Source organism: Enterococcus canis NBRC 100695 (genome assembly GCF_001544375.1).
Classification (GTDB): Bacteria; Bacillota; Bacilli; order Lactobacillales; family Enterococcaceae; genus Enterococcus_H; species Enterococcus_H canis.
Map to the genome: position 1 here is coordinate 106,713 of NZ_BCQJ01000006.1, position 26,433 is coordinate 133,145.

Consider the following 26,433-nt stretch of genomic DNA (forward strand, 5'->3'; position numbering starts at 1 on the left):
TTTCCTCCTTAGAATAATGCTGAATCTGGTTCGATCTTACGAACAACCAAGTTCGCTAATAAGAGTAGGCAAGCCCCTACAAATGATTGGTACAGTGCTGCAGCGGCTGTCATGCCGATGTCGCCAGTCGCCACCAAACCATTATAGATGTAGGTGTCTAATACGCTGGTTACTTCATATAAAGCCCCGGAGTTACGCGGGATAATATAGAACAAACCAAAGTCTGCGCGGAAGATACCGCCGATGTTTAGAATCAGTAAGACAGACATCATTGGTAAGATTTGTGGAATCGTAACATTTTTGATCTGCTGCCATTTGTTGGCGCCATCCACCATCGCCGCCTCGTAGTATGTTGGGTCAATTCCCATAACAGACGCATAGTAGATGATACTGTTGTAGCCGAGACCTTTCCAAACATTCAAGACAACAAAGATAACCGGCCACCAGCGCGGATCGGCGTACCAGTTGATCCCCGTACCGCCATTGCCTGTGATCCATTGATTAATGATCCCTTTATCAGGACTCAAGAAAGCGTAAACAAAATAGTTGATGACCATCCACGATAGGAAATACGGTAGTAGTGACATCGTATTATAGACCTTCACTAGTTTGCGGTTTCGCAATTCACTCATGATGATGGCAAAAGCAATTGCAAAGAACAAGTTAAACGCTAAAAAGACGATGTTGTAAAGCAAAGTATTTTTCGTGATCAGCCAGGCATCTTGTGAAGCAAACAAGAATTTAAAGTTATCAAAGCCCACCCATGGGCTGATTCGCAAGCTGTCGATAAAACCATTTGGTGAAATGTGGAAATCTTTAAATGCGACGACGTTGGCTAATACTGGTATGTAAAAGAAAAAGATAAACCAGATAAATCCTGGTAAAGCCATTAAAATAAGTGCTTTATAACGCCACACATTGTGTAAAAACCCTTTCTTTTTCATTTCTCCATCTCCTTTCTCCTTCATAATAGCGATTTCATAAACAAAATTTAAGGAACAAATTAAAGAGAATGTGCAACAAATTAAAGGTATTCAAAAAAGAGACTGGCTTTTCAAAACAAACGTCTGAAAAACCAGTCTCTCCTCATTTACAATATTTGCCACAAGCTATGACCCCATAGACCAATTGCTAACAGTAAGAAAATCAACGGCGTCAACACCCGGCTAAACCGCAAGATTTTACTTTGAATCACTAGATAGAGGCGGTCAAAGCGCGCTTGGGCTTTGACATAGACCAAATACATGCCAATTAAGGGTGCGATATAGATGAAATTATAAATTACCAGCAAGACTAGTAGCTCCGCTGTGCTTAATGACGTTTGAAAAACTAACGCTAAGAAGGCAAAATAAGGAACTGCCGTCACTAATTCAGAAATCGTTGCCGCTACCCCTAACAGAACCAGTGCCTTAGGTGTCACCTGTTTGATTTTTTTAGGTTGCTCAGCGGTTTCAGCAGGCACTGTCACCGGCTTTTTCCGCAATGAACGCACCGCTAACCACAAAAAGATACCACCTAATAGAACCTCTGCCCCCAACAGCACACCATGATATTGAAGCGATAACTGTTGAAACAACCGCCCTAAGATATTAACTAAACCAAAATAGGCTAACACGCCCCCTAGAAAATTCGTCAAGCCAATCGGCAAAATGTAATACCAAATATCCCGTGGCTTCTTCACCAATCCTTGCAAAGCAAACTGTTGCGCAATGGCTACTGGATTCAAACTGTCGGCTGCGCTGGTGACAATGGTTGGTACTAATAAACTAAACATTTTCATTTCCCCTTTACAAAAAAAATAAGCCTAGGAGTTCGAAAACTCCTAGGCTTTTATCCTACCGTGTGCACAATTACTTGTGGGTTTTCCCTCGGACCAGACCAGCCAAGCTGCGGAACCCTAGAAAACTTTTTTTATTGAATTCATTCTAAAATAGCACAGTTATTTTCCCGGGTCAAGCATTAGAGCCGCTTCGCCATCCAAATATCCGGCTTGCCCCAGCCGTTGACATCCGGCAAAACGCCCACAATTTGGTAGCCTTGCTTTTGATAGAAAGTATAAGGGTGATCCGCCTTGTTTTGGATGTTACGAATCTCTGTCAGTAAATCCGGGTAAAGATCCTTGCCGCTTAAGGAGGTTTGATCCTGCTCATCATCCGTGCCTAAATAAAGAGTGATGCCTCCCTGACTTTTGACTTCCTTTTCCAAATAATGCAAAAGGTGTGAGCCAACACCGCTACGTTGGTGCTGTTTGACAATGACTAAAGGATGCAGCTCCCAGCCCGTCTTGCCATACATAGGTGCCGCGCCAGCAAAGCCCACTAATTCCTCGTCAACAATGGCGGCGATGGCGATTTTTTCAGGTTCTAATAATCGTGCCACCTCTGCCAAGCTATCTTCGCCGTAACTTTGCGGCCAGGTTTGAGCCAGTAGCTCTGCCAAATCATGCTGAAATTGCACATTTTCTCTTTCAAACGCCGTGATATACATCGCGCCACCCGTCTTTCGTCTGATAATACCTCGATTTTAGCCTAAAGTAGGAAAAAAAGCTGTTCACACGACCCACGGATAAGCAAAAAGAGCGTCCCAGAATCGGACGCTCCTCTACTAATGCTGCTATTAAGCTCGCACAGCTTTTTTCTTTTTCATTTGTTTACTACGTAATTGACCACAAGCAGCGTCAATATCGGTACCGTGTTCTTTCCGAATCACACAATTGACACCGTTGCGTTTCAATTCATCGTAAAAAGCCAATACATCTTCTTTTTCACTACGACTATATTGATCATGTTCGCTGACGGGATTATAAGGAATCAAATTGACATAAGCCAATTTTTTCTTATCCTTCAACAATTCTGCCAACTCACGCGCATGCTGGCGACGGTCATTGACCCCAGCAAGCATAATGTATTCAAAGGTAATGCGGCGGTTGGTTTTTTCAAGATATTCATCTACGGCTTCCATCAATGTTTCGATTGGGAAACGACGATTGATCCGCATCATTGACGTCCGCACTTCATTATTAGGGGCGTGCAAACTAATCGCCAGGTTTACCTGCAGACCGTTGTCCGCAAAGGCTTTGATTTGCGGTGCTAAACCACTAGTAGAAACGGTGATATGGCGCGCACCAATCGCTAACCCTTTGGCATCATTGATAATATATAGGAAGTCCATGACATTGTCATAATTATCAAAAGGTTCGCCAATCCCCATCACAACCACGTGACTAACCCGTTCGTCTAGCCCACGCGCGTCAAAATATTTTTGGACCTGCATCACTTGCGCCACGATTTCACCAGCAGTTAAATCGCGATTTTTCGTCAGCAAGCCACTGGCACAAAACGTACAGCCGATATTACAACCCACCTGAGTGGTAACACAGACGGACATGCCATATTCTTGACGCATCAGAACCGTCTCAATCATATTTTTATCTGGGAGTTCAAATAGATATTTTACCGTACCGTCGCTCGCTTCTTGTACGATAATTTCTTTTAATGGTGCTAATTCAAAATGCTCTTCTAAAAGGGCAATAGTTTGTTTGGACAAGTTCGTCATTTCACTAAAACGGTCAACCCGTTTTTCATAAAGCCATTCCCAAATCTGATTCGCCCGGAATTTCTTTTCACCTTGGGCTACGAGCCATTCGCTCAATTGGGTCTTGGTCATACCATAAATCGCTGTTTTCAATGGGGTGCTCCTCTCTGATATTCGCTACATACTATAGCTTATTCCCGGCGAGAATGCAATAACCCATCGTTATGTGTAAAAAAGGATACGCCAAAATGCCGTATCCTCTAGTTGATTAGCTCAAACGACTAGCTGCTGCTTCGTCTGCAATCACCGTTAAATTATTGTGCAAACGCAAGATTGAGGCGGGGACCTCTTCCGTCACTGGTTCTTCTAAAACTTGTCGCAAAATTTCTGCCTTAGCCTCACCATTGACCATCAGCACCAACTGTTGTGCGGAAAGTACAGTTTGCGGTCCAAAGGTGACTAATTTATCCCCGGGCGTTACTCCCATTTTTTCAACCATTTGATACAGGGCTGTCTCAGGGGTCATAGACACTTCATAGATCCCCGCACCAAATTTTGTATATTCTGGCAGATTTCCACAGAAATGACCATCGCCACCTAAACCCATCACTACTAAATCTAAGCCGCCTGCTTGCTGGATTTCTGCCGATGCCGTCTGATAATTGTCAGCATTCAATTCATGCACATTCCCCTCAGAAATCGCAGCTGGTAAATAAAATTCTTCCCGCAAAGCTTGCATTGTCAGACCATACCGTTCGTTAGCCAATGCTACCTCATCAAAATTGTAATAATGAATGGTGGACCAATCCTGCACCATTTGCTCTTTTCGCGCCAATAAAATTTGGTACATGCCTTTGGGCGTACTCCCGGCGGTCAAAGATAAATTGACCCGACGATCTAGGCTCCACTTTTCAATAACAATACTAGCAGCAACTTCGCTTAAAGTTTCGTAGTCCTTCACAATAATCTTTTTCATAGACATCTCCCTTATTTTGCACCGACTAAATCTTTAGAAGTGGCAATTTGAATTTGTTCTTGGAACCAAGTAAACGAATCCTTACGCAACCGCTGTAGCGTACCATTTCCATCATTATCCAAATCCACGTAGATAAAGCCATAACGTTTGCTCATCTCGCCAGTACTAGCGCTAACTAAATCGATTGGTCCCCACGTTAGATAGCCTAAACATTCCACATGATCTTCCGTCATCGCTAATTGAACTTGCTCAATGTGCTTAGCTAAATAATCGATACGATAATCATCGTGAATTTCGCCAGATACCACTTCATCAACAGCCCCTAGTCCATTTTCCGTGATCATTACAGGTAGCTGATATTTTCGGTACACGTAATTCATGACATAACGAATTCCCACCGGATCAATAGCCCAGCCCCACTTAGACTGTTCTAAAAAGGGATTCTGCATTCCACCAAACATTGCCTGTTCACTATCAGATTCACCTTGGGGCGCTGCTACACTTGAAAAATAATAATTGATTCCGATAAAATCTAAAGTCCCATAACGAAAATCATCTGCATCAGTGGCAGCAATCGGTAAATCGATTCCCATTTCTTCATATTCCCGTAGCATATAGCGTGGGAAACGACCATGACACATGGCATCGATTTGGTAATAATCCCGTTCATTATCCAAGAAAGCCCGTAAAGCATTTTGTGGATCACAATTCAGTGGGTAGATAGGATTTAGACCAAAGACACAGCCGACTTGCAATCCAGACTTGATTTCTCGAATTTTTCTAGCCGCTTTAACGCCTGCTAACGTCATATGATAGCCAATAATGGCCAAATCACGAGGCTGATTAGCTAGTTCGCTGTACTTCAGGCCTGCGATCATGTATGTGAAAATATCTGACTGCTCTGATTGGGGATCTAAATGGTTCATTTCATTAAAAGTTACCCAATAACGAACTTTTTCGTGATACTCCTTTACGACTGCCTCACAATAACGAACGTATAACTCTACGACTTCGCGGTTTAGCCAGGCCCCATATTTTTCTACTAATGCCACCGGCAACTCAAAATGATACAAGGTGACAATTGGCTCAATGTCATAAGCAATCAGTGTATCAATCACTTCATGATAAAAGGCCAAGCCAGCTTGATTAGGTTTTAAATCATCACCATTTGGAAAAATGCGCGACCAATCAATCGAAATTCGTAGCGCAGTATAGCCCATTTCCTTAAACAAGGCAATGTCTTCCTTATAATGATGATAAAAATCAATTCCTTGGTGAGAGGGATACACTTTGTCGATTTCCAAAGTCTTTGTAATCTCTCGCGGTGTATCTTTACTCCCTTTCGTCACCAAATCCATAATTCCTAACCCTTTTCCACCTACATCATAAGCACCTTCGCATTGGTGAGCGGCGATACTACCGCCCCAGAAAAATTCATTTGCCATGTGTCTTCGCTCCTTATAATAGGACTGATAACAGATCAGTCGAGTCATTATTTAATGAAATAACATCTAAATAATCATTGGTATTCGTCACTACTGCCATGATTGTTGGATCAAAGCCAGCAGCCCGCACTTTGCTTACTTCATAAGAAGCCAGTGGTGTTCCGCTTGTGACATTCTGCCCTTGTTCTACCAAGCTTTCAAAGTGTTCACCATTTAAGTTCACCGTATCCACACCAATATGAATCAACAACTCAATCCCTTCTGCCGTCTTTAAGCCATAAGCGTGCTTCGTTGGAAAGACTACTGTCACCGTCCCAGCAACGGGTGAAAATACTGTGGCTGTTTCGCCATGTGGTACGATTCCAACGCCTTTCCCTAACGCTCCCGAGGAGAATGCTTGATCACTTACTTGTTGTAGCGGTAAAACCTCGCCATCAACGATTTTGCCAATGGTTACCTGTTTCAAGCCAGCTTCACTGACGATAGTTCGTTCCAAATCTTGTGGTGTTTCTGGTTCTTTTGCTTCACTTGGAATGCCAATGCCGTATGCCGCCGCCGTTGCTACGCTAAAAGATACGATGACACTAATTAACATCCAAACAAAGTTATTGATACCCCCAGCTAAATACGTTGGTAAGGCAGCTAGCCCCCAAACCATCCCCATCGTTTTAACGCCTGCTAAGCCAGCGATAGTGCCGCCGATACCGCCACCAATCATAACAGCTAGGAAAGGGCGACGATACTTCACAAAAACACCAAATACGGCTGGCTCAGTAATCCCCATTAAAGCACTGAAACTGACAGAGCCAAATGTTTGCTTTTCTTTGCCTTTACTGGCACGTAAGAAGTAACCAACCATCGCACCACAAACCGCCACGTCAGAAATAGTTGCAGCAGCATTAAAGATTGGATCATAGCCTAAAGTTCCTAAGAAATTCAAAACGATTGGATAAGTAAAGTTTGCGGCACCCAAAACAATCAACAACGGCTGCGTCGCTGCGTATAACGCCACCACAATCCAGTTTCCAATAGTCGTCATTAACAGGTTAAAGAAAGCATTCAACCCATCTCCAATCAAGGTGCCAATTGGTCCAAATAATACTAGAATCACTGGTAACGTGATAACTAAGGATAATGCCGGTACTAAGAAATAGTGCAATCCTTTTGGTAAAATCTTGCTTAAATATTTCACGACCAGACCTAAGAACCAAACTCCCAGAAGAATCGGGATAAAGGTATTCGCATAACCAATCGTAGGCAACTGATAACCGAAAAGCGACAAACCTTCCACCCCGTCAATATTGGCAGAAAGAAGGGTTACGGCTAAGACGATGGCCATATACTGATTAACTTTCAAACGTTTCGCTGCTGAAGCCGCAATCAAAACTGGTAGGAAATGGAACACAGCTCCTCGTAAAGTATCAAAAATCTGATAGGTTGGACTCTCTGGTGATACGAGACCTGTCAACGAAAAGATGGCCAAAATTCCAGCTAAAATCCCAGCTGCTAATAATACTTCTACAATAGAAGTCATCGTTTCAGAAATCACGACTAAGATGTTACCCGCTGCTTCTTTTAAACTCTTCGGTTTTTGTGAAGTTGCTTCATTCTTCATTTCCAACATATTCATAAATTCACTATACACATCCATTACATGCGTACCAATGATAATTTGGTAAGCTACCTCATTAGAAACGACATCGATAACACCATCGATGTTTTTGATTTCATTCGTTTGTGCTATACCACGATCTTTCAAAGTTAAACGTAGACGAGTCACACAATGTGCCACCGCTTGGATATTATCACGGCCACCTACTAATTCAATGATCTGTTTGTTTAATTTTTCGTAACTCATTTTTTTCCTCCTGTCTTTCGGTCACACGATTAATATGCAACATCAAATAGGTCTCTTCATTAATAGTTAATTTCGTTTGAAATTCCTGCTCCACATATACGCGAATTTTTTGAATCGCCTGAAATGATTGAGGATACAGCTGACTGACTTGTTGGTACAAAACAAAGGATTCCTCTTCATCTGGAAAAGTCTCCCCCTGAATAATGCGGCGGATGAAATATTGTAAATGTGTCGTAAATCGCATATAATTCGTGGATTTTTCGTCTAATAACATCTGATAATGAAGCTGAATGATGGAAATAATATCACTCATCGCTCGCATCTCGGTTAAGTATTCCTTTTGGTCACCATTGCGCTCCTCCATATTGATAAAATGCAGCGTTAAAGAAACTGCTTCATCTGTTGGAATCACACAATGTAGTTGATCGCATATCATTTTTAAGGCCGCAACCCCTACTTCATAGTGTTCCGGGTAAAAACGCTTAATATCCCAAATTAGTGGACTTTTAACAAACTGTTGTTTCTCGATACGCTTTAGTAAAAATTCCAAGTGGTCCAATAGGGTCAAACTTAAATAATCACTCGCTTTGAAATTCAGTTTCGTTTCGGCATAGCTAATAATCTGATTGACTAATAAAATATCGTTTGGATCTGAATGTGCTAACAGATAACTAAAGTGTTCCAACATATCATAGGAATCTAAAATGTACATTTTTTCGATTTCTACATCGGTTATGGGCTGCCCTTTTTTCTTGCGAAAGCCGATTCCTTTTGATACGACAAACACTTCTGCTTTGCCTTTTTTGACCAAAGCAACATTATTATTCAAGATTTGACTGATTTTCATTTTCGTCTCCTTTCCAGAAAAAAACCCAAGGAAGCATACAAAAAAGGCGTGCTTTTTCGTATTCCCCCTTGAGTTCTGCCTGAAACAATTCAGTTACATACTCAAAATCACAACTGCGTCGCTGCGATTAGATTTCTTTCTTTTTGTTTTCATTATTATTTTATTTTATAACAAATAAATTGTCAACGCTTTCTAATGTTTTTTATTCAAAAAAATATTCTTTAAATATAGTATTTCAAAACTAATTGATGTTATATATACTTTTTAATTATTTGTCGAATAAATAAATTGAGTTATTAAAATACTTTTCCCCACCACTACTCATTTTCAAAACTATACTCAATCCCAAAATCATCTTTCACTCGCGCCTGATTGTCAGGTAACCGCTGAAATTCTTTTTCAAAGTCTGCGCCTTTAAGCGTAACCGTGTTTTTGGTAACAAGGAGCCTGACCTCTTTGACGACTCGTTCATATTCATTAAACAGCTGATCGTCGGTGACATTTTCATCTGGTAAATCCTGAGCCAAAATATCCGCTGCTTGTTGCGATGCATTGCTAAGTTCACTTGGCTCCGCATTTGGATTCGATAAGGCTGACAATTCTTTGTGAATCGTCAATGTACCATCTTTTAGGATGTAACTGCCTTGGCTTTGAACTGTCCCCCCATCATAAACTTGAACAATGGTGGCGTTACTTTCCTCTTCGGTCGTTTCTTGCGATGGTGCCTGGCACCCTACCAAAAAAGTTAGAACCAACAAACTGGCTAAACCATGAAAAGTTTTCATCTAATTCCCCCTCTAATTTTCATTGCTATTTTGACTATTAACTACTACCAATGAATTATTTTAATAACACTTTATTATTGTAATTCTGCGCATCCTTACAAATTGATTATAACAAATAAAGCTCTTACTCCAAGCGCTTCCCTATAGTATAATGTGTTACAAAGGCCCATGTAACACGAATGTTACATTAATTTTAAGGAAATTCACTCATAAAATAAGGAGGTTGGTTCAATGCTTGGCCACAAAATTAAAGAACTAAGACAGACACATCAATTATCTCAAGACGAACTGGCAAAAGAACTTTATGTGACACGACAAACTATCTCACGCTGGGAAAACGAAAAATCGATCCCTTCATCTGATAGTATTAACTCTTTGGCTAACTTGTTCAATATCGACGTTGCGGAGCTTTTTAGCTATACGAATCAAAATAATCTCGCAGCTACCCCTCTAGTTGACAGCAGTACTCTCCATGAACCTTCAAAAAAAGAGCGGCCGATACTGACGCTTTCGCAAAAATATCTAAGCTTTTATAATATTCTTTTGATAGTCTCTTCCCTAGCAAGCTTTTTCCACCTCTACCTGACACCCTTTTCTTTTTATGCTGTTATTATGGCAAAGAAAAAGAACAGTTCCATCAAACATTTGATCTACTTGATTTTCTTAGGAGTCTCAGTCCATCTTTTCTTTCAAATTCTGTCCCTCATTACCTTTTATTTTAATATTGGGACTCATACAACTGAAATTATTATCAAATAATAGCCCACTAGCAGCATTTTTAGATGTTTCAACACAAAGGATTTCAAATTTGTTTAATCATAAGGAAATAGCAGATAACGTAATCTGCTGTTCAAATAGAAAATTCAGCAACAACGTGTAATTCTATCGCCATTATCTGTATCGTTGAAAAAGAGCATATTTACGTGTCAAATAATCGATAATTTTTAGGAATGAAAGGGATTGCAGTTATATAATACTTTGCGTATACTGAATTAGAATGACAGACAATAGTAAAATCAATCCTTATTTTGGAGGTGCCAAATGAACGCCCAGCAAAAAAATACTTGGGGACTCATCGGTGTCTATGTGCTACTTTTCCTAACTGCTATACTTGTACGCCAAACGCCTTATTATCGGTTAGGTTGGCTTTTGACAGCCACCATCTTCATCCTTGCACTTATTTTAATGCGCTACTTATATCAAAAGAGAATCATCAAAATTTCATTTTTTAGTACCGTCTATGAAAAAAAACTGCCCAAAAATGAAAGACGCTTTTTATATGCTATTATGCTATACGGTATGCCAATCCTTAAATTACATGATATTACACTAGTCGATATTATCCTCTCAATCTGTGTTGTTTTCATAGCTGTATTCCTTTATCGATTAGACGAAAACTACTTAGCGAAAAAATCCTAAGTTTGGTTGTCGAGCGCTACTATTTCGTCTGATTTCGGACTAAAAATGCATTATGCTAATTTTATTAACAGATAAGTGTGCACCCGCGTCTTATCTGTTTTTCTTTTCCCAAATTTCTTCCCCTAAAAGTCCTAAAACTATCAAAACCAACAGCTAAAAATTCAAACAAACAAGTTGACACAATAGACACCAAAAAAGCACAGGCTCATGATGGTGGGTCACCCCGCCGAAGGTAGTATTCCTTCAGCTAAGGGTGGCCTACTATCAGCCTGTGCTTTTTAATTCATGACTAAGCGTTCGACTTTTCGTAGATAGAAAATGCGTGCTACTAAGTAGTAGACGACTTGAATCGCTAAAAAGACACCTAAAACTTGCCAGCCTTCCAGCTGCATGGGTTGTTCAAAAATCGCATACATCGCCTTCAGCGCTACGGCCCCGTGAATCAAGGACACGATAATCGGCGTGAAGAAGAGGATGCCGACTTGCTGGTACACCATCTTCTTCAATTCTTTACGCTTCAAGCCAATTTTGTAGACCATTCGGAATTTTTCGACATCAGAATCCATATCGCTATATAGACGGAAGTATAAGAAACTGCCGGCGGACACGAAGAAGACGATCCCGATAAAAATCCCTACAAATAAGACTGGCGCATAGGCATCAATCACTTGTTGACTCATGTAGGTCACACTCATAATCGCTGGATCATCTGCCAGCGACTTACCAATAGCAACGCGTTTATCATAGCTGACGCCGCCATTGTTCCAAGTGGCAAATTGGGTCTTGTCAAAACCTGTAACAGGTGTGTTGTCTGGCACCACTACTACCGTCTGATAGGCCGGGTATAAGATGTCGGAAACAGTCCCGCTAACTTTCAAGTCTTGATTGCCGACTTTGACACTAGTCAATTCCGGTGAAGATTCCACGCTAGAAACGATTTGGGTCGCCGCTGTTCCGGTTACCTCTGGTTGTTGATACAACTTAGCTAATTCATTGTACTGGCTTTGCAGGATAAACGTGACCCCTTCTGGACTTTGGTAAATATCCAAGGTCTTATTTTCAGCCTCTGGCGCCTCCTTGGCTAAGACGTCATTTAGTTTTTGCGCTGTTTGTTTCACATCCGCTGGCGTACCAGAAGTTTGCCATTCGTAAGGGGTTTGTCCCATTTGCCCTAAGATCATTCCTTGAACACCATACAACGTGCCAATGGCCGCAAAAGCCACGGTTGAAATGACCGCCACCAAGAAGAAGGAGCGGGCATTGTCTTTCATCCGGAAAGCTAAATCTGAGAAAACCATCATATTGGTCTTCTTCCAGAACAAATTGCGATTTTTTTTCAAGCGTTGAATGACACGGATACTCAGCTGATTAAAGAGGAAATAGGTTCCTAAAATCACGAGGAAAATAACGGGTAGCATCACAAAGACTACCACAGGTCCTTTGGCCCAAAGCGCGATGCCATAGCCAACACCAATCAACAAGATGGCTAGAATGGCTTTGATTGGACTACTTTTCAGCTCGCCTTTGCCCATTTCGCCAGCCTTCAATAATTCCTGCAAACTTAATTTAGGCAAGCGGAATTGAATAAAGAAGGAAATCGCTAAAAATAGCACTAAAAAGGCAGCACAGGTCAAGCCTATCGCTTGTAGGGGAAAGTAAAAGGCCAAGTTAACATGCATCAAGCCTTTGCTGATCCACAAAATCAACTGGGAGAAAAAGATACCGAAGAAACTACCTAGAATCGTGGCGAAAAAACCAATAACCAGATTTTCCAGAAAGACCATTCGCCGCAACTGCTTAGGACTCATCCCTTGAATCATCAAGAGGCCAAACTCTTTTTTACGAGATTGCAGGAACACATCCATGGAATACAGGACAAAGAAAAACGAGAACCCGTAAATAATGATAGCAGCGGCTAACATCCCTGTTTGTACCCGCGTATCCAAGCCTTCGCTCAAGGCTGGGTGAAAGGCTAAAACACTAAAGGTGAAAAAAACCATAACCGCAAACAACGTACTAAGAAAATACGCCATGTACAAGTGCTTATTGCGCATCGTGTTGCGGAAGACGAATTGGTTAAAATTCATTATCAATCTCCTCGATTCTACGCAGTTCTAACATGATTTCATCATAAAATTCTCGTTGACTATCCCCGCGATGTAATTCGCTCACCAGCGAACCATCCTTGATAAACAGAATACGGCGACAGTAACTAGCATCTTGTGGATCATGAGTCACCATCAAAATGGTCGCTTTTTCTGCATTTAATTGTTCCAATAACTCCATCACGTCTTTTGAAGCCTTCGTGTCTAAATTTCCTGTCGGCTCGTCAGCTAAAATCAGCTGTGGTTGATGGATCATGGCCCGTGCTACGGCTACCCGCTGTGCTTGTCCGCCGGAGATTTCAGCGATGCGTTTTTTCAAAAGATCTTGGATACCTAATCGTTTGGCGATATCGCCGACTTTTTTCTGCATCACGGCTACTTTTTCACCGTCTAGCGTCAAAGGCAAAATGATATTTTCTTCCACCGTCAAGGTAGGCATCAAGTTGAAGCTTTGGAAAACAAAACCTAGTTCGCGACGACGAAATTCGGCTAATTCTTCTGGTCCTAGTTGATTAGGATCATGATCATCCATTAAAATCTCGCCGGCTGTCGGTTGATCGATGGTTGCTAGTAAGTTCAACAAAGTGGATTTCCCACTACCTGAGGGACCCATGATGCCCACGAATTCACCGTCTGCAACAGTTAAATCAATGCCCTTTAAGGCTCGGTACTGGATAGTATCCCCATAAGTTTTTGTCAGATTTTTTACTTGTAACATATTCTTCACTCCTCTTCGTCTTCTACTTTAGCGAAAAAACCGGTCTAGCTCAATTGAATAGAATAACACTCCACTAACAGTATTGTAAGAATAAACAATTTCTAGCAAAACTGAACACGAAAAAAGGAGCTGTTACCAGCTCCTGAGTCCACTTAACTATGATATTCAATGACGTACGAATGAAGCGCGGTATTATAAATACCTTCCGAATACTCCACCACAGCGCCTTTACGATTATAAGAATGACGAATCCGTTTTAAGCCACTGGTTTCCGGTGTAATCATAAATTTTTGTAATTCAAGATCCAGTTCAACAACCTGAAAGCTGTCTCGGAATGTCTCGATTTCAATACCTTGCCGGTTCATCAGCCAGTACATGGAATGCTTGGCTAGCTCAGCCAAGGTAACCTCTTGCATGGAGAGCGGCAAATAGTATTCATAATAGATATAGGGCTGATGATCTAGTTCATATAGCCGTCGAAATTTCACCGCACGATCGCCAAAATACCGCTGCGCTGGATGATCCTCCGCTAGGTCCACAATTTCAAAGGATAAATTCTTCTTAATGATCTCTTCGCCTTCTTGATCTAAAATATCACTAAAACTAGAACCCTTGGACAAACGATTATACGGGCGGTTGCTTAAAACCGTGGTTCCTTTCCCGCTTTTCTTTTCTAAGTATTCATCTGCAGCCAACATCTCAATGGCTTTACGGATGGTGATCTTGCTGACACCAAATTGCTGCTCTAACTCCGCCTCGGTTGGCAACATACTACCGACTGGATATTTTTCAGCTAAAATATCTTGTTTAATTTGTTCTGCGATCTCTAAATATAAAACATTGCGTTTTTGCATGATCCTCACCTCTTTTGTAACAGTTTTCTTTCTACTATTATATGCATTTTTAATGCATTACACTAGACTTTCTCCTAATTTGATCATAGTATTTTTCGAAAATAACACGTCTAGCCCTCTTTTTCAATTTTTTCGCTCGCTAAAACTCACGGAATAAACGGAAAGTGATCCAATTTCGCTCTGCTGAAAAAGGGAAGTGCACAGCACTTCCCTCGGTTTATCATAATTAGTGGGCATGGTTCCTAGAAACAAAAGCGAGCTTTTTCTATTCCCTAGGCGATCCCTGGCGCCCCTGCCAGTTGGGCTTGTTCAGTAGCGCGGTACCCGTCCGTTCTAATTCACTAGGGTCTTGCAACAGACGCGGTACTTCCACAAAAACGAGTTGCTTTTGGTACCACTTTGCTTTATAGGCAAGTTTTTGTAGAAACAATAACCAATCTTGCTGATCAAAGGGTCCCGGCTGTTCTTGTATGCTGTCTTTTCCGATAAAAATAACATCAAATGCTTGGACCAGCTCGAATGATAATTTTTCTAAATAGTCACGCTTGCGTTGATAGCGAATCTGATACAATTGGGCCACGCGCCTTTTTTGCTTTTGATAATTGCGGGCATCCATCAACTTGACTTTACGTTTTCGAGCGCTGGTTGCTTTGATCTGCAAGCGACGCTCGGCTTTGGCTAAGGAGCTTTCCAGTCCCGCTACTGCGTATGGTGGATATAGAATCTTTTGCGAAGTCCGAATCCCAATTTCCTGACAAAATACAACTGCCACTTGCTTCTCAGTTTTCGGCAATGGCGCTACTTCTTCTTCGCATAACAGTGAGACATAAAAGATTTCGTTGTATTTCGCGGAAATCGTAGCCGATTTAATTTTACCCTTGACGGCTCGATGTACCAAAACGGGGATATGCTCCTTGAGCTTTGGCAACTTGAGCTGCCCATCTACCAAGTCAATGGTCCCCTGCTGATTATTAGTCGTATAAGACTGCCATAAGGATTTTTTGGTTTTCAGTTTGGGAAAGCCCGCCTGACTGCGAAAATAGTTACGATAGGCGCGGTCAAGATTCAGCTGGGCATTTGCTAACGCCAAACTATCCGTTTTTTTTAAAAAGGGAAACTCTTTTTTTAGCTGTGCTGGTGTCCGTCCTTTTCCTAGAAAACCAGTACGCTGATATTCCTGTTGCCGTTCCTTCAGCAGATGGTTGTAGGTGAACCGTACACAGCCAAATGTAAAGATGAAAAAGGCTTTTTGCTCCGCTGAAGGATACAGACGAAATTTGTAGGCTTTCAACACCTTCATCTGGTCACCTCTCGAGTCTTGATTACCTTTTCTTGGCTGCGATTTTTTCACGATACATGGGCACTTCGTCTTTACTAGCATAGACAAAGTGACCGGGAACAATCTCTGTTAAACTGCGCTCCTTACCATCTTGCGGGTCGCCTGGATAACGCATCCGTGTATGCGTGCGCTCATAGTCTGGGTCAGGCAAAGGAATGGCTGATAACAAACTTTCGGTATAGGGATGCACCCCGCTGTAATAGATTTCATCACTGGTACCCATCTCCAACAATTTGCCATTGTGCATAACCCCAATGCGGTCACTAATATGTTTGACCATAGACAGGTCATGGGCGATAAACAAATAAGTCAGCTTTTGCTCTTCTTGTAAGTCTTGCAATAAATTGACCACCTGTGCTTGAATCGACACGTCTAAAGCCGAGATTGGTTCATCACAAATAATAAATTTTGGTTTAACGGCTAACGCACGGGCAATACCAATCCGCTGCCGCTGCCCACCGGAAAATTCATGAGGATAACGAGAACCATGACTAGGATTCAGTCCTACGATCTCTAGCAACTCATTGACACGTTCGGTCCGTTCTTGCGGATTTTTTACTAAACCGTTGATATCTAGACCTTCTGCAATAATGTCATTGACCTTCATCCGCGGGTTCAAGGACGCATAAGGATCTTGAAAAATCATCTGAACTTCTCGGCGAAAGGTGGTGAGTGCTTGCTTGCCTTTGATTTTAGTGACATCTTGATTGTCGAATAAAATCTCGCCACCTGTGGGTTCGTTCAAACGAATAATCGTGCGTCCGGTGGTAGACTTTCCACTACCTGACTCCCCGACTAACCCAAATGTCTCACCTTCATAAATATGAAAGGTCACATCATCGACGGCTTTCACCTCGTCTTTACGGCCGACATTGAAATATTGTTTAAGGTTTCGCACTTCTAATAAGATTTTTTCCATCTCTCGCCCTCCTTAAACTAAGCTATGCGCTTGCTTTTCTTGATATTTTGCCCAGCGGATCTGGATCTCCGGCGGCGGTGTCACTTTTGGTGCTTGTGGTGCCAAGAGCCAAGTCGCGGCTTTGTGAGTCGGTGAAATCTCAAAGAATGGCGGTGCCTCCTCCGCATCAATCTTCAAGGCAAATTCGTTACGCGGATAAAATGCATCCCCTTGTGGCGGCGCCAACAAGTCTGGTGGCGAACCCGGAATCGCGTATAAGCGGTCGCCGGTTCCTTCCAAAGTTGGCATCGAGCCTAAAAGTCCCCATGTATATGGATGTTGTGGATTATAGAAAATTTCTTCTGCCGTTCCTACTTCCACGATTCGGCCACCATACATAACGGCTACTCGGTCGGCAACATTCGCTACTACCCCTAAATCGTGGGTAATGAAGATAATGGAGGTGTTAATTTTCGTTTGGATGTCTTTCAGCAATTCCAAAATTTGGGCTTGAATCGTTACATCCAAGGCGGTGGTTGGCTCATCGGCAATCAGAATCTGCGGATAACAGATTAAAGCAATCGCTATGACAATCCGCTGCCGCTGTCCCCCTGAAAATTGGTGGGGATAGTTCTTCAAGCGTTTTTCTGCATTAGGGATACCAACCATTTTCAAAAGCTCTAAAGCGCTCCCTAAGGCTTCTTTCTTAGAAATCTTATTATGCTTCACTAAAGATTCCGCTACTTGTTTGCCAATCGGCATGGTGGGATCAAGAGAGGTCATAGGATCTTGGAAGATCATAGCAATTTCTTTCCCGCGAATCTTTTGCATCTCTTTTTCTGATTTTCCTACTAGGTCTTCTCCTTTAAATAGGATTTGACCGTTATCGATATTGGCGTTACTGGCTAACAGACGCATGATGGAGCGTGTCGTAACGGACTTGCCGCTACCGGACTCCCCTACAATGGCCAACGTTTCACCTTCATGAAGATCAAAGCTGACATCTCGGATTGCTCGCACTTGCCCCGCGTAAGTATCGAAAGAAATCTCTAAATTTTTTACTTCTAAAATTTTCTTCATCTACCTCACTCTTTCATTTTAGGGTCAAACGCGTCTCGTAAACCGTCTGCCAATAAGTTGAAGCCAATCATAATGATGGAAAGGGTCACAGCAGGCACCCAAAGTTGATAAGGCAAGAACTGCCACGTTTTGTAGCCATCGCTTAGGAGCATCCCTAAAGAGGCTGATGGCGGCTTCAAGCCTAGTCCGATAAAGCTTAGGAAGGCTTCAAAGAAGATCGCTGAAGGAATACTAAACATCATTTGCACGATGATCACGCTGGAGATATTCGGCAGAATGTGTTTAAAGGCGATTTTAACGCGGCTCTCCCCCAGGGTTGTCGCCGCCAAAACAAATTCCTGATCCTTTAGCTTCATCGTCTGAGCCCGAACGATCCGTGCCATGGAAATCCAGTTAGTAATCGCCATAGCAGCAATGATGGAGGGAATCCCTGGTTCAAAAACCACTAGCATCAAGATCATCACAACTAAGTTAGGAATACCAGACAATACTTCTAAAAAACGTTGCATGATGTTATCCACGCGGCCCCCTAGTAAGCCTGAGATTAAGCCATAGGTCACACCAATCGTAATATCCAAAAGTGCGGCGATAAAGGCGATTAAAAGGGAGATACGGGTTCCCACAAAAAGCCGGCTTAACACGTCACGACCTAGGGCATCTGTCCCTAATAGGAAATTGACGCCTTCTGGTACCCCAGCCTGCGCATAGCGGTCGACGATTTGTCCGCCGACTTTGGCGCTTCCGTTCAAGCCATTAATGTCAATTCCGGGAATTCGCGGTGGCAGGTTGATATATTGGATATTCTGTGCGGTTGGATCATGTGGTGAAACAAAAATCGTCACAATCGAAATCAATAAAATGACGACCAATAAACTGATGGAGAAGACAGCGGCTTTATTTTTCCGCAATCGGCGCCATGAATCTTGTAAAAAAGTCAGGGAAGGTGCAGCAATTTTTTCCCGTTCTTTTTTGGTACTTTGTGTTAACGGCTGAAACTCTGCCGGTGAGAGTGCCGCGATTTTTTCTGGAACTTCATTTACTTTATAGCTTTCCATTAACCTCGACTCCCTCCTTGTACCCGAATCCGTGGATCCACTAGACCATACAGCAAGTCAACAATCAAAATGACGAAGATCAACATAGCTGAGTACAGCAAGGTGACCGCCATAATCGTTGGATAGTCCTTCGTCATGATGGATTTTACAAACTGCTCCCCAATTCCCGGGATGGCAAAAATATTTTCAACCACCAAACTCCCTGTCATTAAGCCGACTGCCAATGGTCCTAAGAGCGTTAAGAGCGGAATCAAACTATTCCGTAAGCCGTGTTTAAAGGCAATTTCCCACCGGCTTAAGCCTTTAGCGCGCGCTAGTTCGACATAGTCACTGTGGAGCACCTCCACCATCTCGGTTCGAATAAACCGCGCCGAATCGGCAAGTGGCGACATGGCTAAGGCAATTGTCGGTAAAATCGTGCTGAGAAAGGTTTCCCACTTAGCAATTGGTAAGACATGTAGCTTGATAGCAAAGATGTATTGCAGTAGTACGGCAAACACGAAGTTGGGGATGGAACGTCCCAAAATCGCCACTAAAGTTGCCGATGTATCAATCCAGGTATTTTGACGCATCGCCGAAACCGTTCCTAAAATAATCCCGAAGAATGTTCCGAAGACGATTGCTTGGAAGCCCAGCTGCAAGGATGGACCAACACGTCCGGCTAATAAGCTGGAGACTGCCTGGTTTTTAAATTGGAAGGAAATACCAAAGTCTCCTTTTAATAAGTTCGAAAGATAAATACCATATTGGACAATTACTGGTTTATCTAACCCTGCTTGTTGATTTAGTAATGCAATTTGTTCAGGGCTAAGCTTTTCCTGGTTCGTATAGGGTGTCCCCGGTAGGAACTGCATGAGGAAAAAGGTAATAGTAGCGATCAACCACAAAGTGATGATCATAAAAAATACACGTTTGAGAAAGTATTTGACGAAACTGTTCAACCCTGCCGCCTCCTTTGTGTTTTGACTTCTTTCCTAACTTTCGGTAGAGTAGAATTGACTTCTCAGTAAAGGATGTGTCCTATGAACTACCGTCGTTCTAGTATGATCAGTCTAGCAGTCCTTGTGCTAGCAGCGCTTTGGCTAGTAGTGACTAGCAACTGGTCGCTGTTGGGCTTCGCCAACCTGCTCTTTTTATGCTGTTTGTTCTTTTTGATCATCGGCATTTTCTTATGGGTTTGTTCGTCAGGCTTCTTTGATACCTTCCAACGTTCCATGAAAAAAGCCGTCCATCGCGATACGACCGCGTATGTAAAGCTTTCAGAAGTAGGACGCAGCTTTCCTTTTTGGCTAGCGCCAGCCGGAATCTTGCTGTTAGCCTCCCTGATTGCTTTGGGTCTATCTTTTTTGAAAAATTAGGAGTTGTGAGACCTCTCTTGTTCACTGAGAGGCCTCACGACTCCTGTTTTTTTATTCTTCGATAGAAGTCCACTTGTAGTCATATTGGGCGCCGGCCGCATGGGCGACAACACCTTTGACTTTTTCAGCTCGTAAATGTGCTTCGGCTTTTTGATAAACTGGTACAACACCTTGCTCGGCCATGATTGTCTGTTCAGCTTTGATCAGATCTTCCCAGCGTTTTTCTGGATTATTGGCATCGGTGGTAGCAGAAGCTTTCACCACTTCATCATATTCTTTGTTGCTCCAACGGCCACGGTTGTATGAGTTACCTGTAACAAACAAGTCCGTAAAGCTTGAAGCATCAGCGTAGTCAGCACCCCAACCACCCATCAAGATATCAAAGTCACCGGCATTTGAACGATCCAAACGAACGGCAAATGGAACTGGACTCAAGTTCAATGTGATACCATCTAAGGTTCCTTCAACGGCACCCTTGATGTATTCCAAGATTTTCTTCGTAGAGTCTGTATCAGAAGCTAGGAAATCAAATTCAAAGGTATCTTTACCTAATTCCTGCTTAGCTTTTTCCCAATGTTCTTTCGCTTTGTCTTGGTCGTAAGCTAATACTGAACCAGCTGCTTTCGCGAAATCTTCGTTACCACTTGGGCTGAAGGTCATTTCAGAAGGAACCAAGCCAGTTGCCGCTACGGAACCGTCGCCTAAGATACTATTCACTAACGCGTCACGGTCGATTGCGTAAGACAAAGCTTTTCGCAAGTTTTCATTTTTAAAAGGAGAATTATCTTCTCGTTGATTCAATTCTAGATAGTAAGTTGTTGCTTCTTTTTGTGAAACAAAGGCTGGGTCATTCGCCATTTGCTGCGCTAATTCACCTGTCAAGATGACATCATCTGCTTGCCCATCTTGGAAAAGATTCAAGGAAGTAGAAGCTTCTTTGACAACAGAGACGTTGATCTTGTCTAATTTCACAGTATCTTTATCCCAATAATGATCATTTTTTACATAGGTCCATTCCGTATCTGTTCCTGGTCCGTCAAAGTCGGCCAAGGTAAATGGTCCATTGTAAATGGCATTGTCACTATTTGAGGCATAATCTTTACCATGCTCTTCTACCACGGTTTGTTTTTGTGGGAAGAAAGAAGGGAATGCCAATAAATAATCAAAATATGGCGTAGCTTTTTCTAAAGTGATCTCTAACTCATGATCGCCTACTGCTTTGATGCCAAGTTCGCCTGGGTCCATTTCGCCAGCTGTGATTTTTTCTGCGTTCTTAACTGGTGCATATAAATACCCGTATTCTGACGCTGTTTCCGGTTTAACGGTCCGTTGCCAGCCATAAACGTAGTCAGCCGCCGTTACAGGGTCTCCATTTGACCAAGTCGCATCTTCACGCAGCTTGATTTTATAGGTCAAACCATCTTCACTGACTTCCGCTGCTTCACTAGCACCAGCTGGTTGTGGCTTACTATCTGCGTCCAAACGGTAAAGCCCCTCATAAACATTGTTCAAAGCACTAAAACTAATGGTATCTGTTGCTAAGGAAAGATCGGCACTTGGCATTTCTTGATTGACGACTACGTTAAAGACTTGTTCGCCGCCTCCGCCACCAGATGATGCACTGCCTCCTCCGGTACTGTCAGTGGAATTACCGCCACCGCCAGTTGTACAGCCCGCTAAAACGAGCCCACATACTGCTAAACCCAACCACCATTTTTTCTTCATACGCCTACCCCTTATTAGTTGAATTTTCAGAATAATTAGCAATTTCTGAAGTTGTTTAAGATTTTAATTAATAATTATTAAAAAATCAAGAACTTTTTTCATCGAAACTCAGCATTTTCACAATAAATAACCGTCTTAAAAACAAAAATCGCGGAATTAAAGGTTTTATAACGAATTTAAATAACTTTAAAAAAATTGAATGAATAATTGATTTTTCTGATAATTGTATGTTTATTTTCTTTATTTGCAAAAAAATGCAGTTGGTTTTTTTATCTTATTTTTTTAAACACGAACGTTCTGCGAGTATCCTTGTTTTTCATGCAGTTTATTACCTCATACGCAGCGCGTTTGCACTACTGAGGATATGCAAAAAAGAGTCACTTTGACGAAGCCGCCGCTAAGCGCTTGTTCAAAGTAACTCTTTTTAAAGATTAATTAAGTTTATTCCTCTGGTTCCGGCTGAGCATAGACTTGCCTTGGCTTGCTGCCCTCTGACGGACCAATGACTTGATTCGCCTCAAGTTCATCAATTAGACGCGCTGCACGGTTATAGCCGATACGGAAACGTCGTTGTAACAGTGAAATGCTGGCAGTCTGCATTTCCACCACCATGGCTTTTGCGTCTTCATATAACTCATCCTGTGAAGCTTCACCGGCCACTGTCTCTGGTTCTTCCGAGGGCATCATATCTTCTTGATAATCAGCCTCTTGCTGATCCGTTACAAAGCTGACAACCCGTTCGACTTCATGATCAGAAATAAAAGCCCCTTGGATCCGAATCGCTTTATTCTCACCCATCGGTAAGAACAGCATATCGCCACGCCCCAATAATTTCTCAGCACCATTACTATCAATAATCGTGCGGGAATCAGTTCCGCTAGAAACAGCAAAGGCAATCCGTGAAGGCACATTCGCCTTAATAATCCCAGTAATAACATCCACACTTGGTCGTTGCGTCGCCAAAATCATATGGATACCAGCCGCCCGCGCCATTTGGGCTAAACGGATAATGGCGTCTTCCACCTCATTGCTGGCCACCATCATCAAGTCGGCTAATTCATCGACTACTACCACGATAAAAGGCAGGATGGGGCGATTCTCGCCATCATTGGCATTTAAATCAGCCACCATTTCATTATAGCCAGTAATATTCCGAACACCGCTTGCCGCGAATAGTTCGTACCGTCGTTCCATTTCTTGAACGACTTTATGCAGAGCTTGCGATGCTTTTCTTGGATTGGTCACAACGGGCGTCAACAAATGCGGAATCCCATTGTAGACATTCAGTTCTACCATTTTTGGGTCAATCATCATCAATTTAACTTCATGTGGTTTAGCCCGCATCAAAATACTCGTAATAATTCCGTTGATACAGACTGATTTCCCACTCCCAGTAGACCCGGCAATCAGCATATGAGGCATTTTGGTTAAGTCGGCTGATTGTACCATGCCGGAAATATCACGCCCTAATGGGACTTCTAATAGTTTATCAGGATGGCTAGGCTGTGACTCAATCACATCGCGGAAAGAAACCATACTGATTTGGTTATTAGGGACTTCAATCCCAATGAGCGATTTCCCGGGAATCGGTGCTTCCATTCGCACATCTTTCGCCGCCAAAGCCAGCGCGATATCGTCTGTTAAGCCAACAATTTTGCTGACTTTAACGCCGACAGCCGGTTGAACCTCAAACTTCGTTACAGCCGGTCCTAAACTAGCTTTCACGACTTTAGCATCTACGCCAAAGCTTTTAAATGTTTGCTCTAAAACACCGATGTTACGCTCAATTTTTTGATACTCATCGCTCTGATCCGTCGCTGGGATCGTGTCCAACAGCGTGGAGGGTGGTAATTGATAATCGCGGTCTTCCTCTTCCGCTTTGATTTCAAATTCCAGTTCCCCTTCCATTTCTTCCAGCTCATCGGCCACCTGTTCCACTGGCATGGGCTTGGCAGCACGAGCTTGCTGAAAGCTGTCGATGATGGGTAATTCCATCTGCTGAGGCTTTTCAATAATGGCTTCTTGTTCTTCTTGTGCCAGCTGTTCGCCTGGCGTCATGGGCCGCACGGTGTTTTTCAAACGGGCTTCTGCCTCTTGCTGGATTCGCGCATCCTCCGCCGCTTTCTTTTCCGCACGTGCAGCTGAACGTTGCGCTTGACGTGCCTGACTGCGTTCACTGGCACCTTTGAACCAAGTACCAATGTGCTGTAACCCATCAGCTAGTTGATGAGCGTCAATTGGTGAGACAACTAAGGCACCCGCAATTACTAATAACACGGCAATTAAGTAGCTGCCAATTTGTGCCACTAGAAAATTAGTCGCAGAGTACAACAAAGCACCTAACATCCCACCGCCAACAGCCTGCTGTACCGCATTGGCTTTAATATCAGTAAACAACAGTCTCCAAGTAGTTCCCAGCGGAGCGGCCGTCGTTGAATCAATCCCGGCAAACATCCGAGTATGCAGGAATAATAACACTCCTAAATATAAAAGCAGCACGCCCCACAGCTTTTCTTTATGCTTAAAGGTTGGTACATCTTGCTTCACTAAAATCACTGCACCATATAAAATCGTGCCCGCAGCTAATAGCGGATACGTATTTCCTACTATAATTCGAAACACATTGGCGATCATGGTTCCTAAAAAGCCCAGTTTCAAAAGGGCGAATAAGCCAAAGAATACTAAGAGTGCCCCAATGATCAGCATTTGCTGTCGCTGTTGTTTTTTCTTACTGCGACTTTTTTTGCGTTTTTGTTTCGCCATTCCAACATCCCTCTTTTCCATTACTCCCCATTATACCTAAAACGTCTGTTCGCTTTCAAGAGACTTCCGGCGGATTTACAAAAATTGTCGTAGACCAGCAAAAAGGAAAAGAAAAACTGTAGACAATTTCCCTTAAATAGGATTTTGTCTACAGTCTGAGAGGCAATGCTACCTCTTTTAACTATTTGCGCCGTTTTCTTTGATGACTTCTTGATACCAGTAGAAGCTATCTTTTTTGTAACGATTCATGGTGCGTTCCCCGTCTTCATCGCGGTCAACGTAAACAAAGCCGTAACGTTTTTGATAGCCATTCAACCAGCTTAACAGGTCGGTGAAAGACCACGTGCAGTAGCCTAAAACCTCAGCTCCATCACTGATGGCTTCTTTGATGGCATGAACGTGTCCAGAAAGATACTTAATCCGGTAATCATCATGGATCTCATTTTCAGCTGTAATTTTATCGTACTCACCCAAGCCGTTTTCAGTAATCATAACCGGTACACGGTAGCGACTGGTAATGCGGCGCAACGCGATACGCAAACCTTCTGGATCAATTTCCCAGTCCCAGTTTGTTCGGTCAACGAAAGGATTCGTAACTTTTTTATACATACCCGGTACCCCTGACTCTTCAGAAGAGCCTTTTTTACCAGTCGTATTCATCTTACCTGAGCCGACACCATCTAATGGATTGAAGGCATTTGTCGCTGTTTGGTAATAGTTGATGCCCAAAAAGTCTGGTTTAGCTGACTCTAGTAATTCTTGATCACCAGGCTCAATGGTTGGTGCCCAACCTTGTTCTTCCAAGAAACGCATCGCTGCGATTGGGTATTTGCCCCACAAATAAACATCCATCCAATAGTGTGCCATCAAATCCTCAGCGTTTTCTGCTGCCAAGACATTTTTAGGGTCGCTGTCGATGGCATAGTTTGGCGTGTAAGCAAAACTTGGCCCAATCTTCCCTGGCATCTGCAACTCATGGAATTTATTGATAACACTTGCATTAGCCAAATTTGCGATATGGTTCGCTGCATACATCCGTTTTGGATCTGTTACACCTGGTGGATGCGCCGCCAACATATAGCCTAGTGAAGTGAAAACATTTTGTTCATTCAAGCTGACCCAATAATGCACTTTGCCACGGAACGCTTCAAAAAGAGTGGCTGCGTAATTGGTGAAGTCTTCAATAATTTGACGAGATTCCCAACCGCCATACTCCTCTTGTAGTGTTTGTGGTAAATCCCAGTGATACAACGTGATCATCGGTTCAATGTTGTGCTTAATCAACTCGTCAACCAAATCTTGATAGAAGTTCAACCCTTCTACGTTGACCTCGCCACGGCCCTCTGGGAAAATACGCGTCCAAGCAATGGAGAAACGGTAGGTTTTCAAGCCTTGTTCCGCCATTAATGCGACGTCTTCTTTGAAACGGTGATAGTGGTCAACGGCCACATCGCCATTGGTGCCTTTAAATGTTTTGCCGGGAATACGAACGAATTCATCCCAAACAGATAAGCCTTTACCGTCTTCATCCCACGCACCCTCTACTTGATACGCTGCTGAGGCCGAACCCCATAGGAATTGATCGGGAAATGCTGTTAATTTTTTATGATCCATGCCTTTCTTCCTTTCCTAGATACTATCCAAATGGTAGCACTTTCTGTTATTTAAGGCAAT

23 protein-coding genes and 1 riboswitch are annotated in these 26,433 nt (G+C 42.7%); of the genes, 3 read left to right on the top strand and 20 right to left on the bottom strand.

Annotation, left to right across the window (positions count from 1 at the left end):
• Positions 1-8: 8 nt before the first annotated feature.
• The 9 genes from ECA01S_RS09790 to ECA01S_RS09830 all read right to left on the bottom strand — a co-directional run bounded on the left by ECA01S_RS09790 (position 9) and on the right by ECA01S_RS09830 (position 9,445).
• Positions 9-944, bottom strand: coding sequence for an ABC transporter permease (locus ECA01S_RS09790; RefSeq protein WP_143139591.1), 936 nt, complete (start codon positions 942-944; stop codon positions 9-11).
• Between the two features lie 146 nt (positions 945-1,090).
• Positions 1,091-1,774: a GAP family protein gene (locus tag ECA01S_RS09795; RefSeq protein ID WP_067394691.1), complete on the bottom strand. Its 684-nt coding sequence runs from the start codon at positions 1,772-1,774 to the stop codon at positions 1,091-1,093.
• A gap of 43 nt (positions 1,775-1,817) precedes the next feature.
• A riboswitch (guanidine-I (ykkC/yxkD leader) is annotated at positions 1,818-1,912 on the bottom strand.
• 47 nt (positions 1,913-1,959) lie between these two features.
• Positions 1,960-2,487: a GNAT family N-acetyltransferase gene (locus ECA01S_RS09800; RefSeq protein WP_067394694.1), complete on the bottom strand. Its 528-nt coding sequence runs from the start codon at positions 2,485-2,487 to the stop codon at positions 1,960-1,962.
• A gap of 129 nt (positions 2,488-2,616) precedes the next feature.
• Positions 2,617-3,687, bottom strand: a complete 1,071-nt coding sequence (rlmN, locus tag ECA01S_RS09805) for a dual-specificity RNA methyltransferase RlmN (protein ID WP_071858955.1) — start codon at positions 3,685-3,687, stop codon at positions 2,617-2,619.
• A gap of 115 nt (positions 3,688-3,802) precedes the next feature.
• The gene (locus ECA01S_RS09810; RefSeq protein WP_067394698.1) at positions 3,803-4,510 is read right to left on the bottom strand and encodes a glucosamine-6-phosphate deaminase; all 708 of its coding nucleotides are present in this window, start codon (positions 4,508-4,510) and stop codon (positions 3,803-3,805) included.
• Between the two features lie 11 nt (positions 4,511-4,521).
• Positions 4,522-5,955, bottom strand: a complete 1,434-nt coding sequence (locus ECA01S_RS09815; protein ID WP_067394701.1) for a glycoside hydrolase family 1 protein — start codon at positions 5,953-5,955, stop codon at positions 4,522-4,524.
• A gap of 13 nt (positions 5,956-5,968) precedes the next feature.
• Complete coding sequence (locus ECA01S_RS09820) at positions 5,969-7,813, bottom strand: beta-glucoside-specific PTS transporter subunit IIABC (protein WP_067394704.1); 1,845 nt, start codon at positions 7,811-7,813, stop codon at positions 5,969-5,971.
• Positions 7,779-8,660 (bottom strand): PRD domain-containing protein, encoded by an 882-nt coding sequence (locus ECA01S_RS09825; RefSeq protein WP_067394707.1) that lies wholly within the window; start codon positions 8,658-8,660, stop codon positions 7,779-7,781. The genes ECA01S_RS09820 and ECA01S_RS09825 overlap by 35 nt, the downstream gene beginning before the upstream one ends.
• A 317-nt stretch (positions 8,661-8,977) precedes the next feature.
• Positions 8,978-9,445, bottom strand: a complete 468-nt coding sequence (locus ECA01S_RS09830; RefSeq protein WP_067394708.1) for a hypothetical protein — start codon at positions 9,443-9,445, stop codon at positions 8,978-8,980.
• 231 nt (positions 9,446-9,676) lie between these two features.
• Between ECA01S_RS09830 and ECA01S_RS09835 the strand changes: the two genes are divergently transcribed.
• Both ECA01S_RS09835 and ECA01S_RS09840 read left to right on the top strand, forming a co-directional pair.
• A complete protein-coding gene (locus ECA01S_RS09835) occupies positions 9,677-10,204 on the top strand; it encodes a helix-turn-helix transcriptional regulator (protein ID WP_067394709.1) in 528 nt (175 codons plus the stop codon).
• Between the two features lie 282 nt (positions 10,205-10,486).
• Positions 10,487-10,864: a hypothetical protein gene (locus ECA01S_RS09840; RefSeq protein WP_067394710.1), complete on the top strand. Its 378-nt coding sequence runs from the start codon at positions 10,487-10,489 to the stop codon at positions 10,862-10,864.
• A 278-nt stretch (positions 10,865-11,142) separates the two neighbouring features.
• Here ECA01S_RS09840 and ECA01S_RS09845 read toward each other — a convergent pair whose 3' ends face one another.
• The 8 genes from ECA01S_RS09845 to opp3b all read right to left on the bottom strand — a co-directional run bounded on the left by ECA01S_RS09845 (position 11,143) and on the right by opp3b (position 19,854).
• On the bottom strand, positions 11,143-12,951 hold the full coding sequence (locus ECA01S_RS09845) for an ABC transporter permease (protein ID WP_067394711.1): 1,809 nt from the start codon (positions 12,949-12,951) through the stop codon (positions 11,143-11,145).
• Entirely contained in the window at positions 12,941-13,687 is a 747-nt protein-coding gene (locus tag ECA01S_RS09850; RefSeq protein ID WP_067394712.1) for an ABC transporter ATP-binding protein, read from the bottom strand. The genes ECA01S_RS09845 and ECA01S_RS09850 overlap by 11 nt, the downstream gene beginning before the upstream one ends.
• Positions 13,688-13,839: 152 nt before the next feature.
• Positions 13,840-14,541 (bottom strand): GntR family transcriptional regulator, encoded by a 702-nt coding sequence (locus ECA01S_RS09855; RefSeq protein ID WP_067394715.1) that lies wholly within the window; start codon positions 14,539-14,541, stop codon positions 13,840-13,842.
• A 265-nt stretch (positions 14,542-14,806) separates the two neighbouring features.
• Positions 14,807-15,841 (bottom strand): RNA-guided endonuclease TnpB family protein, encoded by a 1,035-nt coding sequence (locus tag ECA01S_RS09860; protein WP_067394717.1) that lies wholly within the window; start codon positions 15,839-15,841, stop codon positions 14,807-14,809.
• Between the two features lie 22 nt (positions 15,842-15,863).
• Positions 15,864-16,799: an ABC transporter ATP-binding protein gene (locus ECA01S_RS09865; RefSeq protein ID WP_067394720.1), complete on the bottom strand. Its 936-nt coding sequence runs from the start codon at positions 16,797-16,799 to the stop codon at positions 15,864-15,866.
• Between the two features lie 12 nt (positions 16,800-16,811).
• Entirely contained in the window at positions 16,812-17,858 is a 1,047-nt protein-coding gene (locus tag ECA01S_RS09870) for an ABC transporter ATP-binding protein (RefSeq protein WP_067394723.1), read from the bottom strand.
• A 5-nt stretch (positions 17,859-17,863) separates the two neighbouring features.
• Positions 17,864-18,913, bottom strand: a complete 1,050-nt coding sequence (locus ECA01S_RS09875) for an ABC transporter permease (RefSeq protein ID WP_067394726.1) — start codon at positions 18,911-18,913, stop codon at positions 17,864-17,866.
• Positions 18,913-19,854, bottom strand: coding sequence for an oligopeptide ABC transporter permease (gene opp3b, locus ECA01S_RS09880; protein WP_067394729.1), 942 nt, complete (start codon positions 19,852-19,854; stop codon positions 18,913-18,915). The genes ECA01S_RS09875 and opp3b overlap by 1 nt, the downstream gene beginning before the upstream one ends.
• A gap of 81 nt (positions 19,855-19,935) precedes the next feature.
• On the opposite strand from opp3b, the gene ECA01S_RS09885 reads away from it, so the two are divergent.
• Positions 19,936-20,271, top strand: coding sequence for a DUF3899 domain-containing protein (locus tag ECA01S_RS09885; RefSeq protein ID WP_067394731.1), 336 nt, complete (start codon positions 19,936-19,938; stop codon positions 20,269-20,271).
• 51 nt (positions 20,272-20,322) lie between these two features.
• Here ECA01S_RS09885 and ECA01S_RS09890 read toward each other — a convergent pair whose 3' ends face one another.
• The 3 genes from ECA01S_RS09890 to ECA01S_RS09900 all read right to left on the bottom strand — a co-directional run bounded on the left by ECA01S_RS09890 (position 20,323) and on the right by ECA01S_RS09900 (position 26,373).
• Positions 20,323-21,996: a peptide ABC transporter substrate-binding protein gene (locus tag ECA01S_RS09890; RefSeq protein WP_067394734.1), complete on the bottom strand. Its 1,674-nt coding sequence runs from the start codon at positions 21,994-21,996 to the stop codon at positions 20,323-20,325.
• A gap of 441 nt (positions 21,997-22,437) precedes the next feature.
• Positions 22,438-24,759, bottom strand: coding sequence for a DNA translocase FtsK (locus tag ECA01S_RS09895; protein WP_067394737.1), 2,322 nt, complete (start codon positions 24,757-24,759; stop codon positions 22,438-22,440).
• A 177-nt stretch (positions 24,760-24,936) separates the two neighbouring features.
• On the bottom strand, positions 24,937-26,373 hold the full coding sequence (locus tag ECA01S_RS09900; protein WP_067394740.1) for a glycoside hydrolase family 1 protein: 1,437 nt from the start codon (positions 26,371-26,373) through the stop codon (positions 24,937-24,939).
• Between the last annotated feature and the right edge of the window lie 60 nt (positions 26,374-26,433).

Coding starts and splice junctions, on each gene's coding strand:
- ECA01S_RS09850 (WP_067394712.1), bottom strand. CDS start 13,687: ATGTTACAAGTAAAAAATCTGACAAAAACTTATGGGGATACTATCCAG.
- ECA01S_RS09845 (WP_067394711.1), bottom strand. CDS start 12,951: ATGAATTTTAACCAATTCGTCTTCCGCAACACGATGCGCAATAAGCAC.
- ECA01S_RS09820 (WP_067394704.1), bottom strand. CDS start 7,813: ATGAGTTACGAAAAATTAAACAAACAGATCATTGAATTAGTAGGTGGC.
- ECA01S_RS09870 (WP_067394723.1), bottom strand. CDS start 17,858: ATGAAGAAAATTTTAGAAGTAAAAAATTTAGAGATTTCTTTCGATACT.
- ECA01S_RS09890 (WP_067394734.1), bottom strand. CDS start 21,996: ATGAAGAAAAAATGGTGGTTGGGTTTAGCAGTATGTGGGCTCGTTTTA.
- ECA01S_RS09865 (WP_067394720.1), bottom strand. CDS start 16,799: ATGGAAAAAATCTTATTAGAAGTGCGAAACCTTAAACAATATTTCAAT.
- ECA01S_RS09830 (WP_067394708.1), bottom strand. CDS start 9,445: ATGAAAACTTTTCATGGTTTAGCCAGTTTGTTGGTTCTAACTTTTTTG.
- ECA01S_RS09855 (WP_067394715.1), bottom strand. CDS start 14,541: ATGCAAAAACGCAATGTTTTATATTTAGAGATCGCAGAACAAATTAAA.
- ECA01S_RS09895 (WP_067394737.1), bottom strand. CDS start 24,759: ATGGCGAAACAAAAACGCAAAAAAAGTCGCAGTAAGAAAAAACAACAG.
- ECA01S_RS09900 (WP_067394740.1), bottom strand. CDS start 26,373: ATGGATCATAAAAAATTAACAGCATTTCCCGATCAATTCCTATGGGGT.
- ECA01S_RS09840 (WP_067394710.1), top strand. CDS start 10,487: ATGAACGCCCAGCAAAAAAATACTTGGGGACTCATCGGTGTCTATGTG.
- ECA01S_RS09810 (WP_067394698.1), bottom strand. CDS start 4,510: ATGAAAAAGATTATTGTGAAGGACTACGAAACTTTAAGCGAAGTTGCT.
- ECA01S_RS09795 (WP_067394691.1), bottom strand. CDS start 1,774: ATGTTTAGTTTATTAGTACCAACCATTGTCACCAGCGCAGCCGACAGT.
- ECA01S_RS09885 (WP_067394731.1), top strand. CDS start 19,936: ATGAACTACCGTCGTTCTAGTATGATCAGTCTAGCAGTCCTTGTGCTA.
- ECA01S_RS09860 (WP_067394717.1), bottom strand. CDS start 15,841: ATGAAGGTGTTGAAAGCCTACAAATTTCGTCTGTATCCTTCAGCGGAG.
- ECA01S_RS09790 (WP_143139591.1), bottom strand. CDS start 944: ATGAAAAAGAAAGGGTTTTTACACAATGTGTGGCGTTATAAAGCACTT.
- ECA01S_RS09825 (WP_067394707.1), bottom strand. CDS start 8,660: ATGAAAATCAGTCAAATCTTGAATAATAATGTTGCTTTGGTCAAAAAA.
- ECA01S_RS09815 (WP_067394701.1), bottom strand. CDS start 5,955: ATGGCAAATGAATTTTTCTGGGGCGGTAGTATCGCCGCTCACCAATGC.
- ECA01S_RS09875 (WP_067394726.1), bottom strand. CDS start 18,913: ATGGAAAGCTATAAAGTAAATGAAGTTCCAGAAAAAATCGCGGCACTC.
- ECA01S_RS09835 (WP_067394709.1), top strand. CDS start 9,677: ATGCTTGGCCACAAAATTAAAGAACTAAGACAGACACATCAATTATCT.
- ECA01S_RS09800 (WP_067394694.1), bottom strand. CDS start 2,487: ATGTATATCACGGCGTTTGAAAGAGAAAATGTGCAATTTCAGCATGAT.